Raw genomic sequence first — 15942 nt, forward strand, 5'->3', positions numbered from 1 at the left:
CTCCGCCTCACAGCACCCGGATCCCCAGCGCGCTGACGAGTGCCGCGGCCTGGTCGGCCGAGATGGTGCTGCCCTTGCAGAACTGGGCCAGCTGGGTCAGCGACAGTCCGCCGAGGTCGACCGACCGCAGGTCGGCGCCGGTGAACCGGGCGTTCTTCAGGTTGGCGTCGCGCAGGCTGCCACCCTCGAACACGCTGTCCCGGAAATCACATCCGGCCAGGTCGGCGTCGGACAGGTCCAGCTGGTGCAGCCGCTGCTTGCGGAACGACACGCCCCGCAGGTCGGCGGCCACCAGCAGCGAGGCGTGGAAACCGAGCCCGAGGGTGCGGGCGTCGCCGAACGAGGCGCCCGTCAGCTTCACCTCGTCGAACTGCACGCCGGCCAGTTGCGCGCGTCGCCATGAGGTGTTGTTCAGGTCGCAGGCCGTGAAGCGGGCTTCCGACAGGTCGCTCAGGTGGAAGTCCGCCTGGCGTGCCTTGCAGGCCAGCCACCGGGTCATCGCGAGGTCGCAGCGCTCGAACGAGGTCTCGGCCAGCGAGCACGAGGTGAAGCGCGCCCCGCGCAGGTCCAGCCTCGAGAGGTCCTCGCCGTCCAGGCTGCAGTGCTCCAGCTGCAGCGCGCCGGGCCGGTCGGCCAGCAGGGCGACGAGGTCGGCCCGGTTCAGGGTCTGGCCGGACAGCAGCAGGGCTTCGGAGGAGGCGTTCATGGCAGGGGAGCAGGAGGACGGCTGCGCACTGTAGACGCCCCGATCACCCCCGGCCCGCAAGACCCCGGTCCGGCGCTCGGGCATCCGCTGGCGGGGTTGACGCCCGGCGCCAGCCGTGAACACGCCTCACTGGTCACGCCAGCGCTGTGCCAGCGCATCGGCGGCGCCGATCAGCAGGTGCAGGTCGGTGCCCACGCCCACCATGGTCGCGCCCTGGGCCAGGTAAGGCTCGGCCTTGCCGTCGGCGGCGAGGATGCCCACGGTCCGGCCGGCGGCGCGGCCGGTGGCGATGGCCTGCGCGATCGCGGCCTGCACCTCGGGGTGGCCGGTGTTGCCGCGGTGGCCCAGGCTGGCGGCGAGGTCGGACGGGCCGATGAACACCGCGTCCACGCCGGGCACGGCGCAGATGCCCGCCAGCGCGTCCAGCGCCTCGCGCGATTCGATCTGCACGATCACGCCGATCTCGTCGTTGGCGCGGGCCAGGAAGTCCTTGCGCCGCAGCCAGCCGCCGGCGCGCGTGCTGCTGGCCACGCCACGCTGGCCTTCGGGGGCGAAGCGCGTCCACGAGACCACCTCGCGGGCCTCTTCCACGCTGCGGATGTTGGGCACCATGATGTTGGGCGCGCCGGCGTCGAGCACACGCTTGATCCAGGCCATGTCGTGGATGGGCACGCGCACGATGGGCGCCACCGGCGTGCCGCGCAGGGCCAGCAGCTGCTGGCCGACGATGTGAAGGTCGCTGGGGGTGTGCTCCATGTCGAGCAGCAGCCAGTCGAAGCCCGAGCCGGCCAGCACCTCGGTGATGGGGCCGTGGGCGAAGTTGACCCACAGGCCGAGCAGGCGCTCGCCGGCCAGCAGGTCACGCTTGAAGGTGTTGTCGGGCAGGGTGTGGACGAGGGTGTGCATGGGAGGCTTTCGGTTCAGAGCACGGCGGCGTAGAGCGCGCGCATGTCGTCGCGGCCCATCGGGCGCGGGTTGTTGTCGAGCAGGCGGGTGACCTTGGAGGCCCCATCGACCAGCGCATCCAGATCGGCCTCGGTCACGCCCAGGTCGCTCAGCCGGGTGGTGATGCCCAGGTCGGCGTTGAGCCGGGCCAGCGCCTGGACGAACAGCGTGGTGGCCTGCGCGTCGCTCAGGCCGGCCACCGGCAGGTCCATGGCCCGGGCCATGGCGGCGAAGCGGGCCTCGTTGCCCACGCAGTTGTAGGCCATGATGGCCGGCAGCAGCATGGCGTTGGACAGCCCGTGCGGCACGCGGTAGCGCCCGCCCAGCGGATAGGCCAGCGCGTGCACGGCGGTGGTGCTGGAGGTGGCGATGCAGACGCCGCCGTAGTAGGAGCCCAGCAGCATGTCCTGCCGCGCGGCCACGTCCTGGCCATCGGCGAAGGCGCGGCGGATGCTGCGGCTGATCAGGCGGATGGCCTCCAGGCCGTAGAGGTCGCTGAAGAGGTTGGCCTTCTTCGAGGTGTAGCACTCGATGGCGTGGCACAGCGCGTCGATGCCGGTGTGGGCGGTGACGGCCGGCGGCAGCGTGAGGGTGAGCAGCGGGTCGAGCAGCACCAGGTCGGGCAGCAGGTGCGGGCTGACGATGCCGACCTTGAGCGCGTCCTGCGGCACCAGGATGATGGAGTTGGGCGTGGCCTCGGCACCGGTGCCGGCGGTGGTGGGCACCATCACCGTGGGCAGGCCGCGTCCGGGCACCGGGGTGCCGGACAGCAGCTCGCGCACGCTCACCGGATGAGCCAGCAGCACGGCCACGGCCTTGGCCACGTCGATGGCGCTGCCGCCGCCCACGCCGACCACGAGGTCGACCGGACCGGCCTGGCGGGCGGCGGCCAGCACGGCGTCCACGTCGGCCACTTCGGGCTCGGGCGGCACGGGGTCGAGCAGCAGCACGTCGATGCCCGCCGCGGTCAGGGCGGCGTGCAGCGCGTGCACCGGGCTGTCGGGGGTGACGGCGCGGCCGACCACCAGCAGCAGGCGCTCGGGCTTCCAGGAGGCGATCAGTCCGGGCAGCTGCAGCAGGCAGCCGGCGCCGGTGACGACACGACCGGCCTGGTGCAGCACGGCGGGAGAGGAGACGGCAGGAGTCATGGCGGATCGGTCCGGATTCAATCGGTGAGCGGGGTCGGCAGGTGGGCGTCGGCGGGCAGCGTGGCCACCCAGGCCTCGTCGCAGCGCACATGGCGGATGTGCTGGCGGTGGCGGGTGTAGGCCACCTGCAGCTGGCCGTCGGCGCTCTGGTGGATGCTGGGGTAGGAGAGCTCGCGGTTGCGCTGTTCGGCCGAGTTGTTGCTCATGCAGTAGCCGTCGCCGCACTCGAGGTCGCGGCGCATCGGCCAGCTGCGGCCATCGTCGTCGGACATCATCAGCGCCATCGGCGCGCGCGGGGTGCCCCAGAAGGCCAGGCGGCGGCCGTCGGCGGTGCTGGCGCTGGCCTCGGGCAGCGGAGCGGCGGCGTCGTCCTCCGACTCGATCTCGTCGTACAGCGACACGCGGCGCTCCTGCGCATGCTCGGCGCCCACCGGGTTGCAGACCATCGCCAGCCGGCCGCTGGCCAGCCGGATGACCTGGATCGACGAGTTGTTGTTGGGCACCGGCGTGGGTTGCGGCGCGCTCCAGGTCTCGCCGCCATCGGTCGACTCGTTGCGGTGCACCCGGTCGGCCCAGCGGCTGCGGTAGAAGGCCAGCAGGTGGTCGGGGCCGGCGCTGCCCGGCACGATGTTCATGTGCACGCAGCCGCTGCTGCCGGGCACCTCGCGGGTCTGCCAGCTGCGGCCCTGGTCGTGGCTGAGGTAGACGATGCTGTCGTCGTCGTCACCGCTCCAGCGCAGCCCGGGCAGCGCGCGGCAGCGGAACACCGGCAGCAGCCAGGCGCCGTCGCGCCGCACCACCGGCGGCTGGCGCACGAACAGGCCGCTGCCGGGCAGCAGGTCGCGTGGCGCGTCCCAGCTCAGGCCGCCGTCGGTCGACGTGCGGCAGCGCACCACGGCCGTGTCCTGGTGGCCGGCGCGCTGGGCGGTGTGCAGCAGCCAGAGCCGGCCGTCGGGCGCGTTGAACAGGATCGGGTTCTGCTCGGAGCGGCCGTCATCGTGGCTCAGCCGGACCGGGGCGGTCCAGGTGCTGGTGCCCGCGGGCAGGCGCGAGAACCAGACGCAGATGTCCGACAGGCCTTCCTGCGTGCCGCCGAACCAGACGCAGGCCAGGCTGCCATCGGGCAGCGTGGCCAGGTTGGCGGCGTGGCTCTGCACGCCCGAGGCGGGCAGGTCGAGCACGGTCTGGCCGGGGCGCAGATCGGGGTGCAGTCCCTGGGCGATGCGGGTCATGCCTGGGCCCTCCGTCCCTTGATGAGGTTCTGCGCGTAGTGGATCGCGTCGACCAGGCTGTCGGCATTGGCCACGCCGGTGCCGGCGATGTCGAAGGCGGTGCCGTGGTCGACCGAGGTGCGCAGGATGGGCAGGCCGAGCGTGATGTTGACGCCGCTGATGGCCTGCCACTTGCCGGTCGCCGGGTCGACGTTGAAGCCCAGCAGCTTGACCGGGATGTGGCCCTGGTCGTGGAACATGGCCACCACCGCATCGAACTGGCCGGCGCGCAGCTTGATGAACACGGTGTCGCCGGGATAAGGGCCGCTCACCGTCTCGCCGCGCGCCTGGTACTCGTGGATGACGGGCGCGATGACGGCGTCGTCCTCCTTGCCCAGCACGCCGTTCTCGCCGGCATGCGGATTGAGCCCGCACACGGCCACGCGGGGCTGCTGGATGCCGAGTGCCCGCAGCGCATCGAGCGTCACGTCGAACACGCGGCGCAGGCGCACCGGCGTGACGCGGGCCGGCACGCTGGCCAGCGCGCAGTGCGTGGTGACGTGGGAGACGCGCAGGTTCTCGTGGGCCAGCATCATCACCGCGTCGCGCTGGCCCGTCAGGTGAGCCAGCAGCTCGGTGTGGCCTTCGAACGGGTGGCCGGCCAGGTGCAGCGCCTCCTTGGACAGCGGCCCGGTGACGATGGCGTCGGCCTCGCCCGCCTGCACCAGCTCGACCGCCCGCACCACCGCCCGGTAGGCCCATTCGCCGCCCGCGGCGCTGACCTCGCCGGTGCGCCAGGGGGCGTCGACCGGACCGACGTCGACCAGGCGGTAGCGGGCCGAGTCGGCCGACAGGCCCATCCCGTCTTCGGCCTGCTGCAGCGCGGCGGCGCAGCCGCAGACGATCAGGTCCAGCTCGCCGCTCTCGACGGCGGGCCGCAGCTGGCGGGCCGCCTTGGCAATGATCTCGGGGCCGATGCCGGCCGGGTCGCCCATCGTCAGGACCAGTCGGGTGGGGGTGCTCATGCGCAGTCTTTCAGTGTGACCGGTCGCGCCCGCGGGGGGCGGCGATCCGGTGCAGGGGAAGGGAACGGGAACTCAGTCGGCCTTGATGTTGGCCGTCTTGATCAGCTTGCCGATGCGCTCGTATTCCACCGGCACCAGCCGGGCCAGTTCGGCCGAGTCGCCGCTGGCCGGCGACACGCCCACGCTGCGCAGCTTTTCGATCACCTCGGGCTGCTTGAGCGCGGTCTGCAGCGCGGCGGACAGCTTGGCCACCACGTCCTTGGGCGTCCTGGCGGGCGCGAACAGGCCATACCAGGCGGTGAACTGGAAGCCCGGGTAACCGGCTTCGGCAAAGGTGGGCACGTTGGGCAGGTCGGCCAGGCGCTGCGGCATCGACACGGCCAGCGCGCGCACCTTGCCGCCACGCAGCAGGGGCATGGAGTTGGTGGCGGTGTCGAAGATCACCGGCACGCGCCCGCCGATCAGGTCGATGATGTGGGCGTTGCCGCCCTTGTAGGGCACGTGGGTCATCTGCGAGCCGTTGAGCGCGTCGAACATCTCGCCGGCCAGGTGCAGCGGCGAGCCGTTGCCGGAGGAGCCGTACATCATCTCGCCGGGCTTCTTCTTCGCGATCTCGCCCACATCCTTGAGCGTCTTCAGGGGCGATTCGTTGGCCGTGATGACCACGATCGGCGCCTGTCCCAGCAGACCGATGGCCTCGAAGTCCTTCACCGGGTCGTAGTCGGCCTTGATCAGGTGCGGGCTGGCCGCATGGGTGGCCAGCCCGCCCACCAGCACGGTGTGGCCGTCGGCCGGCGCCTTGGCCACGGCGTTGGCCCCCAGCAGCGCACCGGCGCCGGGCTTGTTGTCGATGATGACCGTGGCGCCCAGCGCCTCGCCCATCTTCTGGCCGATCAGCCGCCCCAGCATGTCGTTGGCCCCGCCGGCCGGGTAGGGCACGACGAAGGTGACGGGCTTGGACGGGAAGGGCGCCTGCGCCAGGGCAGCGGGCGCCAGGCTGGCACCGGCGAGGGCGGCGGCCCCCAGCACGAGGGCACGACGGGAGAAGGCGAACGGTGCGGAAGAAGCGGCCATGGTTTGTCTCCAGATTGATCTTGGTGCGTTTTGATCGTTTTTGGCTGAACGCGGTGCATATCGTGTCCAAAGCTTCAAAAAGCGTCAATAGGTGTCACATCCGATCAAACCCTGGGGTGATCTCGCTACCATGAAGCTCCGATGTCCTCCTCCCGCTGCCGACATGAGCACTGAACCTGCCTCTCCTTCCGCGCCGCCGCTGGCGGTGGTGTCGCTGCTGCCGGCGCAACGCCGCCAACGCATCGTCGATTTCCTGCGTCGCCATGGCGCGGTCACGCTGGCGCAGCTGGAGCAGGCGCTGGAGGTGTCGCTGTCCACGCTGAGGCGGGATCTGGACGGTCTCGCGGCCGAGGGCATGATCGACCGCACCCACGGCGGGGCGCTGCTGCGCCAGCAGGGCTACACCGCGTTCGAGCCGGACTCGGTGGCGTCCTCGGAGCTGTCGCCCCGGGAAAAGCGCGCCATCGGCGCGGCCGCGGCCGCCACGCTGCAGCCGCACCAGAGCGTGATCTTCGACAGCGGCTCCACCGTGCTCGAGGCCGCCCGCGCGGCGGTGCAGCGGGGCATCCCGTTCACCGCGGTCACCAACGACCTGGCCATCGCCCAGGTGCTGGGCGGCAGCAGCCAGGTGCAGGTCCATGTGCTGGGCGGCCACCTGCGACCGGGCAGCCAGACGCTGGTGGGGGATGCGCTGATCGAGGCGGCACGAGCGATCCAGGCCGACGTGCTGCTGTGCGGCGCCCATGCGATCACCGACGGCGTGATCACCGAGACCTCGCCCGAGGTGGCCGCGGTCAAGCGTGCGCTGATGCGCGCCGCGGTGTGCCGCCGGCTGCTGGCCGATGCCTCCAAGTTCCGTCCGCGCACCTTCATGCAGGTCGCCACGCTGGCCGAGGTCGAGGAGATCATCTGCGACGAGGCGCTGGCGATCGAGGAGGCCGAGCGCATCCGCACGCTGGGCCGGCGGCTGACGCTGGTGCCGGTGCCGGCATGAAGGCGCGCTGGCCGGTCCGCCTGCTGGCGGACGACCTCACCGGTGCGCTCGACAGCGCGGCCGCTTTCGGCGCGGGCGTGCCGGTGCACCTGGACCACCCGCCGGCGGGCGATGCGGCGCCGGTGAGCGTGGTGGCCACCGCCACGCGCGACGTGGGCCCGGCCGCGCTGCCGGCCGCGCTCGACGCCAGCGTACGCTGGCTGGGCGAGGCCGGCCTGGCGTTCAAGAAAGTGGACAGCCTGCTGCGTGGCAATGCACTGGCCGAGGTGCGCTGGCTGGCCGCGGCCGGGGGCTTCGAGCGGGTGGTGTTCGCTCCCGCCTTCCCGGCCCAGGGGCGTTACCTGCTGCAGGAGCGGCTGGTCGTGGTGGCCCCGGGCGAGGCCGCCGACCCCGCGGCGCGGCGCGGCGAGCCGCTGCGTGGCGCGCTGACGGACGCGGGCTGGCCGGGCCGCTGCGAGCTGCTGCTGCCCGATGTGCGCGGTGATGCCGACCTCGACCGGCTGTGCCGCGACGCGGCCGGATCCGGCGCGCGCACCCTGTGGTGCGGCAGCGCCGGCCTGGCCGCGGCGCTGGCCCGCCAGCTCGTGGTGCCGGCGGCCGCACCGGCCGCCACGGCACCGGCCGCCGGGCCGGTCTGGGTGCTCGGCGCCAGCCACCAGGCGGTGACCCGGCGCCAGTGGGCGCGCGTGATGGCCGCCCATCCGCAGGCGCCGAGCGTGCGCCACGGCGATGCACAGGCCTTCGAGCAGGCGCTGTCGGCGCAGGCCCGGGCCGAGGCGCCCCTGGCCCTGCTCGACCTGTCGCCGCTGACGCCCCTCGATGCCGGGGCGGCGGCGGCCCTGCTGCGGTCCCAGGTCACGCGGCTGGCCGCGTTGCCGCAGCCGCCCGCGCGCCTGCTGGTGCTCGGGGGGGACACCGCACGGGCGCTGGCCGGCGCCACCGGGGTGGACCATCTGGTGTCCGGCCAGCCGCTGCGGCCCGGCTGGGGCCAGGCGCGCTGGTGCGGCGGGCGCTGGGACGGCCTGTGGATGGACTGTCGCTCCGGGGCCTTCGGCGACGACGATGACCTGCTCGCCGCCGTGGCCGCCGCCCGGGAACCGCACAGGGCCCGCGAAGCCCGCCAGGCCTGACCCGGGGCGCCGCCCGCGTGGCGCGCCGACCCCTCGCCCCGTTTTCCCCATCGATGCCGTCCACCGGATGGCAGGGCGGACCCACGCCCGCTGTCGTTCCCCTCAGGAGACAAGAACCATGCAACGTCGACACTTCCACCGCGCCCTGCTGGGCGCCGCGCTGGCCGGCCTGGGCACGCTCGCCCTGGCGCAGGGCTACCCCGCCCGCCCGGTCACGGTGATCATTCCTTTTCCGCCGGGCGGCACGCTCGATGCCGTCGGCCGCATGCTGGCCCAGCGCCTGGGCGAACAGACGGGCCAGACCTTCGTGGTCGAGAACCGCGCCGGTGGTGCCGGCACCATCGGCGCGCTCGCGGTGGCCAAGGCGCCGGCCGACGGCCACACCCTGCTGTTCAACGCCTCCGCGCTGACCACCACGCCGATGACCATGAAGACGCCGCCGTACGACGTGGCGAAGGACTTCAGCCCGATCGCGCTGGTGGCCAAGGCGCCGCTGGCCGTGGCCGTCAACCGCAACCTGCCCTTCAACGACATCAAGGGCCTGCTGGCCTACGGCCGCAGCCACCCCGGCAAGCTGAGCTTCGCCGTGGGCTCCACCGCGTCCGCGGGCCACCTCTCCACCGAGCTGCTGCGCCGCAGCGCCGGCATCGACCTGATGATCGTGCCCTACAAGGGCTCGGCGCCGGCCTACCAGGACCTGGTGGGGGGCCAGATCGACGCTTTCATCGACCCCATCCTGGGCTCGGCCGCCTTCGCCCGGGCCGGCCAGCTGAAGGTGCTGGCCGTGACCTCCACCCAGCGTGTGCCCGCCCAGCCCGACCTGCCCACCGTGGCCGAGACCGTGCCCGGTTATGCCTTCTACAGCTGGTACGGCCTGTGGGGCCCGGCCGGCCTGCCGGCGGCCATCACGCAGCGGCTGAACGCCGAGGTCAACAAGGCCCTGGCCACCGACATGAAGGACAAGCTGGTGCAGCAGGGCCTGGTGCTGACGCCGGGCAGCATCGCCGACTTCGCCCGCTTCCAGGCCGAGGACATGGCGAACTCGGCGCGCATCATCCGCGAAGGGGGCATCCGTGCCGAATGACACCCCGGATCGTCCGCTCGCGGTGGTCTCCGGGGCCAGCTCCGGCATCGGCCTGGCCATCGTGCAGTCGCTGGTGGCGCAGGGCTGGGCGGTCCGCGGCCTGAGCCGCCACGCGCCGGCGCACTGGACCCATCCGGCGTTCACCCACCGTGCCGTCGACCTGCTGGACCCGCAGGCCACCGAGGCCGCCGCCCGCGAACTGGCGGGCGCCCGGGCCCTGGTGCATGCGGCCGGTGTGCTGCGGGTGGGGCCGCTGGGGCAGCTGGACGCGTCGGCGGGGGCGGCCATGTGGCAGCTGCACGTGGGGGCGGCCGAGTGCCTGGCCAACCACCTGCTGCCGGCCATGGCCCGCGCCGGCCAGGGCCGGGTGGTGCTGCTGGGCAGCCGGGTGGCCCAGGGCAAGGCCGGGCGCAGCCAGTACGCCGCGAGCAAGGCGGCCCTGGTGGCCCTGGCGCGCAGCTGGGCCGCCGAGGTGGTGGCGCAGGGCGTGACGGTCAACGTGGTGTCGCCTGCCGCGACCGACACCGCCATGCTGGCCGATCCGGCGCGCCAGGCCCAGGCTCCGGCGCTGCCGCCCATCGGCCGCCTGATCCGCCCCGAGGAGGTCGCCGCGCTGGTGGCGTTCGTGCTTTCGCCGATGGCGGCGGCCATCACCGGCCAGGAGCTGCAGATCTGCGGGGGCGCCTCGCTGCCCCGCTGACGCGGACGCGACACCCGCCCCGGTGCGCCCCGAGTGTCGTTTTTCCGCCGGTGGGCGGTGCACTTGATCTCCATCATGGCCTGCCCCCTGGGGGGCTCGGGTACATTTCGACCGCCCGACGGCCGGCATCGGCGTTCTGGCGGCTTCCATGCGCTTCTTCCGTCTTCATCTGCCTCACCTCGTTCGGATGGCCTGCTGGCTCATCCTGGCCGCGGCATTGATGCCGACGGTGGTGCGCGCGATGGCGGCCGCCGATCCGTGGCGCGCAGCGGCCTGGTCCGAGCTGTGTTCCGCGGCCGCATCGGCCGACCGCGAGGGCACGGCCGGCCAGGCTCCGCAGGATGCTGCCGACGACCCCGCTTCGGCGCATTGCCCGCTGTGCACGACCCCGGGCCTGGCCTGGCGCTGGCCCGCACCGGACGGCCGCGCGGACTTCGCTGCGGCACCGCATCGCCTGCGTCCGGTGAGCGAACCCCTGGGATCGCCCCGACCGGCCCCGGTCTGGCGGCTGGAACCTCCGCGCGCGCCTCCCGCGCTCGACTGATCGCGACGGCGCACGGCGCGCCTCGCGCCCGAACCTCTTCCGGTTCGTCGTCGACGCGTGCGCGTCGGGTCTTTCCCTGTCCGGTTCCTTGCCATGAATGTTCTTGCTTTGCCCCTGGCCCCGCGGGCCACGGCGGCTGCCTTGCTGCGTGTCTTTCCGTCGTTGCTGTTGCTGCTGCCGTTGCACGCGGCGGCGCAATCCGGGGCTCCCGTCTTCGTCCCCGCGGCGGTCCGTTCCGAGCCGGAGGCTCCGATGCGGGCCGATCCGGAGGCGGCCGATGCCACGCCGCGGTTCGACATCGGCCGGGTCGAGGTCAGGGGCCGCCGGCGCGGCCCGCTGTCCAGCGGTCTGCTGCTGACCTCGATCGACGCGCTGCACCGCGACGTCATCGCCGAGCAGTCCACCCAGACGACCTGGGAGCTGTTCAGTCTGGTGCCGGGCGTGCTGCTGACGAACTACAACCAGGGCACGACGTCGGGCAAGGTGGCTTTCCGGGGTTTCAATGGCGAGGGCGAGGTCAACGCGGTCAAGCTGCTGATCGACGGCGTGCCGTCCAACAGCAACAACGGCAACATGCCCTACCTGGACGGGGTGTTTCCGCTGGAGCTGGAGTCGGTCGAGGTGGTGCGCGGCACCAACGACGCCCGCCACGGTCTGCACAACATCGGCGGCAACATCCACCTGACGACCCGTCAGGGTGGCAATGACACCCTGGTGCGGCTCGGCGCGGGGTCGTTCGGCAGCCACGATGTCCAGGTGGCCAAGGGCGTGGAGCAGGGCGGCGTGAGCCTGAACCTGTTCGCCGGGTTCAAGCACACGGATGGCTGGCGCCAGCACTCGGCGTCGGACCGCAAGGTGCTGTCCGGCCGCTGGTCCGTTCAGGACGGCGGCTGGGCGGTCGGCATGACGGCCCGCTACTTCGAGCACGAAGCCCAGGAGCCAGGCTACCTCACGCAGGCCGATGCTCAGGCCGATCCCGAGCAGTCGTATGCCTATGTGTCCACCGACGGCGGCCGGCGCAAGACCGGCCAGCTGGCCCTGCACCTCGAGAACCAGGTGACGCCGGAGCTGACGGCCACCGGCCGCCTCTACTACAACCGATACCGGGACGACCGCTGGGTGAGGTTCTCGGCCGCCGTGTCCCAGCAGGAACGCTGGACCAGCGAGGACCACACCGGCGCCCAGGTCGGCTGGAGCTGGCGTCCTCGCGTGGGCGGGCTGCACGCCTTCGCGCTGGAGGGCGGGCTCGACATCGAGTCGCAGGACAACCAGAGCCAGCGCTACACCACCGTGGAGCGGGTCCGGGGCACGCAGACGCGCGATCAGTCCTACACCTTGCAGACCACGGGGGCGCACCTGCAGGCGGTGATCCAGCCGACCGCGGCCTTCAAGCTGGTGCCGGGGTTCCGGGTGGATCAGGTTTCGGGCCGCTTCACCAATGGACTCACCGGCGAGACGGCCGACGTCAACGACTACGGCACCATCCGCCAGCCCAAGCTCAGCGCCGTCTGGACCCTGCGTCCAGAGGCTTCGCTGTATGCCAACTGGGGCCGCACCTTCCAGATTGGCACCGAAGCGGCGGCCTACAAGGTGCCGCCGCGCACGGCCGACCTCAAGCCCTCGATCAACGAGGGCTGGGAACTGGGCGTGAAGTTCGCGCCACTGCCCTGGCTGGACGGCCGCCTGGCTGGCTGGCAGCAGACCGCCACCGATGAGGTGCGCCGTCGCCTGAACGACCCGAGTGGCGATTCGGACAACATCGGCGCCACCCGCCGCCGCGGGGTGGATCTGCAACTGGGGCTGCATCCGTCGTCCACGGTGGACGCCTGGGTGGCGGTGACCTTGCAGAAGGCCGTGATCGTCACGCCCGATCCCGCCGCGCCGGCCACGCAGGGCAAGGAGATCGACCACGTGCCACACCGCATCCTCCATGCGGGTCTGGACTGGTCGCCTCTGGCCCGCTGGAAGTTCACGGCGGCGGTGCAGGGCCAGAGCGACTACTACCTGGAGCGCACCAACACCACGGGCCAGTTCGGCGCCTGCACGGTGCTGAACCTGGGTGCGGCCTGGCAGGTGACACCGCGGGTGAAACTCGAGGCCCAACTGCGCAATGCGACCGACCGCAGCGCCGAGTACGTGTGGCATGACGGCACGCAGTCGCTGCACTCGCCCGGCGCACCACGTTCGCTGTCGCTGGCCCTGAGCGCCTCGCTGTGAGCGCCGTGCGTTCCCGTGCACGCCGGTCCTGGCTGCTGCTGCACCGCTGGCTGGGCCTGGTGCTGGGCCTGTGGTTCCTGCTGCTGGGACTGACCGGCAGCATGCTGGTGTACTACCGCGGCATCGACGAACAGATCGACGCCCGGCTGGCGCACCGGCCGCAGGCGCGCGCCCTGCCCACGCTGGAGTCGGTCTACCAGTCCTTGCGCCGGGCCCATCCGCAGCGGGAGGCCGGCTGGCGCCTCGAGGTGCCGCAGCGGGTGGGCGAGCCGGTCACGGCCCGGTTCCTGAAGCCGGTCGAGACGCAGGGCCGCGGTTTCGCGCCGCTGCTGGCCACGGTCGATCCGGTGAGCCTGGAGGTGGTCGCCAACCGCTTCTGGGGCGAGCATGCGACCACCTGGATCTACGACCTGCACTACACGCTGCTGCTGGGTGAGCCGGGTCACCAGATCGTCGGCTGGGGCGGACTGGTGTTGCTGGTGTCGGTGGTCAGCGGGGCCGTGCTGTGGTGGCCGGCGCGTGGGCAATGGTCGCGGGCGCTGCATTTCAAGCGCCATGCGTCCGGGGTGCGGCGGGTGTACGACCTGCACAAGCTGGCGGGTGTCTATGGTGGGCTGGTGCTGCTGATCCTCGGCTTCACCGGGGCGGTGCTGGCGCTGCCGGACGTGGTCAGGCCCTGGGTAGCGCAGGTCAGCCCGCTCACGCCCATGCCCAAGCCCGTGCCTTCGGGCGCCAGCGGGCCGCGCTGGAGCGTGGATGCCGCGGTGGCCCGGGCGGTCGCGGTGTTTCCCGGCAGCGAGCCCCGCTGGGTCGATGTGCCGGCCGCTCCGGGCGGGCTGTACCGCGTGCGCCTGCGCCAACCGGGTGAACCGGGCGACCGCTTTCCCGACTCGCTGGTGTGGGTCGATTCGGTCACCGGTCAGGTGGTGGCGCAGCGTGATCCGAAGGCCTACACCGGTGGCGACGTCTTCCTGCAGTGGATGCATCCGCTGCACGGCGGCGAAGGTTTCGGTGCGATCGGGCGGCTGATCGTGTGCGTGTCCGGGCTGGTGCCGGTGCTGCTGGCCGTCACGGGCTGGCTGCGCTGGCGCGACAAGCGGCGGGCCCGGCGGCCCCGCTAGGATCCGTGCACCTGCATTCACCCGGACCTTGCCATGTGGAATGAACGCTACGCCGCCGACACCTACTTCTACGGCACCCAGCCCAACGACTTCCTCGCCGCCCGGGCGACCTGCTGGCAGCCCGGCCAGCGCGTGCTCTGCCTGGGCGAAGGCGAGGGCCGCAACGCCGTCTGGCTGGCCGGCCAGGGCCTGGAGGTCACGGCGGTGGACCTGTCCACCGTCGGGCTGGACAAGACCCGCCGCCTGGCGGCGCAGCGTGGGGTCGAGGTCCGCTGCGTGCACGCCGACCTGGCCGACTTCGAGCCCGGCCATGACGCCTGGGACGGCATCGTGGCCATCTTCGCCCACCTGCCGGCCGACGTGCGGGCCAAGGTCTGGGGCCGCATCCCCGCGGCGCTGCGCACGGGGGGCTTCCTGGTCGTCGAGTCCTACGCCCCGGGCCAGGAGACCCGCCCCACGGGCGGCCCGCGTGAGCGCAGCTGGCTGGTCGATCCGGCCGCCATCGGGTCCGCCTTCGGCACCACGCTGGACACCGTGCACCTGTGGAGCGGCGAGCGCGAGGTGCTCGAAGGCCAGGGCCACACCGGCCCGGCGCTGGTGACGCAGTACGTGGGGCGCCGGGTGGGTTGAACAGCGACAATCCACCCATGGCTCAAGGCAAGCGAATCTCTGCAGACATCGATGGCGGCGCCCTGCAGACCATCAAGGACATGGGGGCGGCGGCCAGGCAGGCCCGCCTCCGGGCGGGTGAGGGCCAGGCCGCGGCGGCGGCCCGCCTGGGCGTCCATGTGCAGACGATCGCCCGCATCGAGTCCGGTGAACCGGGCGTCGCGCTCGGCCACATGATGGGCCTGCTGGCGCTCTACGGTCTCTCGGTCCGGCTGGCGCCGCCACCGGGTGAGCCGGTGCCGCCCACGCCTGCGTGACCGGGCCGCGCGACCCCACGGACGTCCGGCTCCCCTACCATCACGGTCTCGAAGACACCGCTGCACTGCAGGCAGCCCAGGCCGCATGACGACGTTCCGCAAACTGCCCGCCCGCTACACCCCGGTGGTGTTCTCGTTCTTCATGGCCGCGATCATGGCCTTCGTGATGAGCGGGGTGCTGGTGGGCGTGAACACCGGCATCGGACCGGGTTTTCCGGGGCGGGTGCTGCACGCCTATGCACTGACCATGCCGGTGGCCTTCGGCGCGGTGATGGCGGTGCGGCCGCTGGTGCTGCTGCTGGTGTCGTGGACCGTGGCGCCCCCCGGCGCTCAGCCGCCCGACGCGCGCTGAGCGCGCCGGTCAGCGCCGGGCGGCCTGCAGGGCCTCGATCACCCGGTGCAGGCTGTCCACGACGGTGACGCCTTGCGCCAGCACGTCCTCGGCGGGGGGCAGCAGGTCCGGCACCATGATCACCCGCGCGCCCGACGCCAGGCCGCCACGCACGCCGGTGTTGGAGTCCTCCAGCACGAGGCAGTCGGTGATGGGCACACCCAGCAGGCCGGCCGCGGCCAGGTAGATGTCGGGTGCCGGCTTGCCGCGGGTGACCTCGTCTCCCCCGACCAGCGCATGCAGGCGAGGCCACACGCCCACGCCCTCGAGCTTGGGAATGGCGCGGCTGCGGCGCGTGGACGTGGCCACGGCGCGCGGAATCTGCCGCGCATCCAGCAGGTCGAACAGCTCGTGCACGCCGGGCTTGAGGTCGAAGCGGCCCGCGTCGATGGCGGCCTCGTAGCGGCGACCGAACTCGGCCATGTGCGCATCGGCCGGAAACCCGGCGCCGAAGGCCTCGCGCATGACACGATAACCATCCTGCGAGTTCAGCCCCACGAGCGCCATGGCGACCTCGTGCGTCCACGGCAGCCCCAGGTGTTCGCTGGCCTCGCGGCCGATGGCATAGGCCACGCGCTCGCTGTCGAGCAGCAGGCCGTCCATGTCGAAGAGGATGGCGCGGATGGGGGTGAGGTCTGGGGTGGGCATGGGTGGGTCAGGCGGAGGCGGGCAGGTCGGGGATCACGCGCCCGCAATGTAGCTCGGTTGCGCGGTTCGTCTCCGGGT

The 15942-nt window shown here is 72.4% G+C and carries 17 protein-coding genes; 10 read left to right on the forward strand and 7 right to left on the reverse strand.

Translation table 11 applies throughout. The annotated features are described in order from the left end of the window. Positions 1 to 7: 7 nt before the first annotated feature. From C7444_RS00810 to C7444_RS00835, 6 genes are all read right to left on the reverse strand, one after another. Positions 8 to 706: a pentapeptide repeat-containing protein gene (locus C7444_RS00810; protein ID WP_110398919.1), complete on the reverse strand. Its 699-nt coding sequence runs from the start codon at positions 704 to 706 to the stop codon at positions 8 to 10. A 126-nt stretch (positions 707 to 832) separates the two neighbouring features. Beyond that, positions 833 to 1612, reverse strand: a complete 780-nt coding sequence (locus C7444_RS00815) for an HpcH/HpaI aldolase family protein (RefSeq protein ID WP_110398920.1) — start codon at positions 1610 to 1612, stop codon at positions 833 to 835. A gap of 14 nt (positions 1613 to 1626) precedes the next feature. Further along, positions 1627 to 2799 carry an iron-containing alcohol dehydrogenase gene (locus C7444_RS00820; protein ID WP_110398921.1) on the reverse strand — a complete coding sequence of 391 codons (1173 nt, stop codon included), beginning with the start codon at positions 2797 to 2799 and terminating at the stop codon, positions 1627 to 1629. A gap of 17 nt (positions 2800 to 2816) precedes the next feature. Continuing rightward, on the reverse strand, positions 2817 to 4031 hold the full coding sequence (locus tag C7444_RS00825; RefSeq protein ID WP_110398922.1) for a sialidase family protein: 1215 nt from the start codon (positions 4029 to 4031) through the stop codon (positions 2817 to 2819). Beyond that, complete coding sequence (gene pdxA / locus C7444_RS00830) at positions 4028 to 5035, reverse strand: 4-hydroxythreonine-4-phosphate dehydrogenase PdxA (protein ID WP_110398923.1); 1008 nt, start codon at positions 5033 to 5035, stop codon at positions 4028 to 4030. Before pdxA ends, C7444_RS00825 begins: the two co-directional genes overlap by 4 nt. 72 nt (positions 5036 to 5107) lie before the next feature. Continuing rightward, complete coding sequence (locus tag C7444_RS00835) at positions 5108 to 6109, reverse strand: Bug family tripartite tricarboxylate transporter substrate binding protein (protein WP_110398924.1); 1002 nt, start codon at positions 6107 to 6109, stop codon at positions 5108 to 5110. 163 nt (positions 6110 to 6272) lie between these two features. On the opposite strand from C7444_RS00835, the gene C7444_RS00840 reads away from it, so the two are divergent. The 10 genes from C7444_RS00840 (at position 6273) to C7444_RS00885 (ending at position 15177) form a co-directional block, all read left to right on the forward strand. Beyond that, on the forward strand, positions 6273 to 7103 hold the full coding sequence (locus tag C7444_RS00840; RefSeq protein WP_110398925.1) for a DeoR/GlpR family DNA-binding transcription regulator: 831 nt from the start codon (positions 6273 to 6275) through the stop codon (positions 7101 to 7103). Beyond that, positions 7100 to 8233 (forward strand): four-carbon acid sugar kinase family protein, encoded by a 1134-nt coding sequence (locus C7444_RS20830; RefSeq protein ID WP_110398926.1) that lies wholly within the window; start codon positions 7100 to 7102, stop codon positions 8231 to 8233. The genes C7444_RS00840 and C7444_RS20830 overlap by 4 nt, the downstream gene beginning before the upstream one ends. 118 nt (positions 8234 to 8351) lie before the next feature. Beyond that, positions 8352 to 9317 (forward strand): Bug family tripartite tricarboxylate transporter substrate binding protein, encoded by a 966-nt coding sequence (locus tag C7444_RS00850; protein WP_110398927.1) that lies wholly within the window; start codon positions 8352 to 8354, stop codon positions 9315 to 9317. Further along, positions 9307 to 10017, forward strand: a complete 711-nt coding sequence (locus C7444_RS00855) for an SDR family NAD(P)-dependent oxidoreductase (protein ID WP_110398928.1) — start codon at positions 9307 to 9309, stop codon at positions 10015 to 10017. The genes C7444_RS00850 and C7444_RS00855 overlap by 11 nt, the downstream gene beginning before the upstream one ends. Before the next feature lie 187 nt (positions 10018 to 10204). Next, on the forward strand, positions 10205 to 10561 hold the full coding sequence (locus C7444_RS00860; protein ID WP_170130582.1) for a DUF2946 family protein: 357 nt from the start codon (positions 10205 to 10207) through the stop codon (positions 10559 to 10561). Between the two features lie 252 nt (positions 10562 to 10813). Then, positions 10814 to 12778 (forward strand): TonB-dependent receptor, encoded by a 1965-nt coding sequence (locus C7444_RS00865; RefSeq protein ID WP_110398930.1) that lies wholly within the window; start codon positions 10814 to 10816, stop codon positions 12776 to 12778. A 5-nt stretch (positions 12779 to 12783) separates the two neighbouring features. Then, positions 12784 to 13899, forward strand: a complete 1116-nt coding sequence (locus C7444_RS00870) for a PepSY-associated TM helix domain-containing protein (protein WP_170130583.1) — start codon at positions 12784 to 12786, stop codon at positions 13897 to 13899. Between the two features lie 33 nt (positions 13900 to 13932). After that, positions 13933 to 14529 carry an SAM-dependent methyltransferase gene (locus C7444_RS00875; protein ID WP_110398932.1) on the forward strand — a complete coding sequence of 199 codons (597 nt, stop codon included), beginning with the start codon at positions 13933 to 13935 and terminating at the stop codon, positions 14527 to 14529. A gap of 17 nt (positions 14530 to 14546) precedes the next feature. Then, positions 14547 to 14825, forward strand: a complete 279-nt coding sequence (locus tag C7444_RS00880) for a helix-turn-helix domain-containing protein (RefSeq protein ID WP_110398933.1) — start codon at positions 14547 to 14549, stop codon at positions 14823 to 14825. An 85-nt stretch (positions 14826 to 14910) separates the two neighbouring features. Further along, positions 14911 to 15177: a DUF2798 domain-containing protein gene (locus C7444_RS00885; protein ID WP_110398934.1), complete on the forward strand. Its 267-nt coding sequence runs from the start codon at positions 14911 to 14913 to the stop codon at positions 15175 to 15177. 9 nt (positions 15178 to 15186) lie between these two features. On the opposite strand, the gene C7444_RS00890 is transcribed toward C7444_RS00885, so the two are convergent. Beyond that, positions 15187 to 15864, reverse strand: a complete 678-nt coding sequence (locus C7444_RS00890; RefSeq protein ID WP_110398935.1) for an HAD family hydrolase — start codon at positions 15862 to 15864, stop codon at positions 15187 to 15189. Positions 15865 to 15942: the final 78 nt, after the last annotated feature.

Source organism: Sphaerotilus hippei (genome assembly GCF_003201595.1).
GTDB classification, from domain to species: domain Bacteria; phylum Pseudomonadota; class Gammaproteobacteria; order Burkholderiales; family Burkholderiaceae_C; genus Sphaerotilus; species Sphaerotilus hippei.

Excerpts from the sequence above, each read along its gene's own strand:
- C7444_RS00810 (WP_110398919.1), bottom strand. The coding sequence starts at position 706 with ATGAACGCCTCCTCCGAAGCCCTGCTGCTGTCCGGCCAGACCCTGAAC.
- C7444_RS00815 (WP_110398920.1), bottom strand. The coding sequence starts at position 1,612 with ATGCACACCCTCGTCCACACCCTGCCCGACAACACCTTCAAGCGTGAC.
- C7444_RS00820 (WP_110398921.1), bottom strand. The coding sequence starts at position 2,799 with ATGACTCCTGCCGTCTCCTCTCCCGCCGTGCTGCACCAGGCCGGTCGT.
- C7444_RS00825 (WP_110398922.1), bottom strand. The coding sequence starts at position 4,031 with ATGACCCGCATCGCCCAGGGACTGCACCCCGATCTGCGCCCCGGCCAG.
- pdxA (WP_110398923.1), bottom strand. The coding sequence starts at position 5,035 with ATGAGCACCCCCACCCGACTGGTCCTGACGATGGGCGACCCGGCCGGC.
- C7444_RS00835 (WP_110398924.1), bottom strand. The coding sequence starts at position 6,109 with ATGGCCGCTTCTTCCGCACCGTTCGCCTTCTCCCGTCGTGCCCTCGTG.
- C7444_RS00840 (WP_110398925.1), top strand. The coding sequence starts at position 6,273 with ATGAGCACTGAACCTGCCTCTCCTTCCGCGCCGCCGCTGGCGGTGGTG.
- C7444_RS20830 (WP_110398926.1), top strand. The coding sequence starts at position 7,100 with ATGAAGGCGCGCTGGCCGGTCCGCCTGCTGGCGGACGACCTCACCGGT.
- C7444_RS00850 (WP_110398927.1), top strand. The coding sequence starts at position 8,352 with ATGCAACGTCGACACTTCCACCGCGCCCTGCTGGGCGCCGCGCTGGCC.
- C7444_RS00860 (WP_170130582.1), top strand. The coding sequence starts at position 10,205 with ATGGCCTGCTGGCTCATCCTGGCCGCGGCATTGATGCCGACGGTGGTG.
- C7444_RS00865 (WP_110398930.1), top strand. The coding sequence starts at position 10,814 with ATGCGGGCCGATCCGGAGGCGGCCGATGCCACGCCGCGGTTCGACATC.
- C7444_RS00875 (WP_110398932.1), top strand. The coding sequence starts at position 13,933 with ATGTGGAATGAACGCTACGCCGCCGACACCTACTTCTACGGCACCCAG.
- C7444_RS00880 (WP_110398933.1), top strand. The coding sequence starts at position 14,547 with ATGGCTCAAGGCAAGCGAATCTCTGCAGACATCGATGGCGGCGCCCTG.
- C7444_RS00885 (WP_110398934.1), top strand. The coding sequence starts at position 14,911 with ATGACGACGTTCCGCAAACTGCCCGCCCGCTACACCCCGGTGGTGTTC.
- C7444_RS00890 (WP_110398935.1), bottom strand. The coding sequence starts at position 15,864 with ATGCCCACCCCAGACCTCACCCCCATCCGCGCCATCCTCTTCGACATG.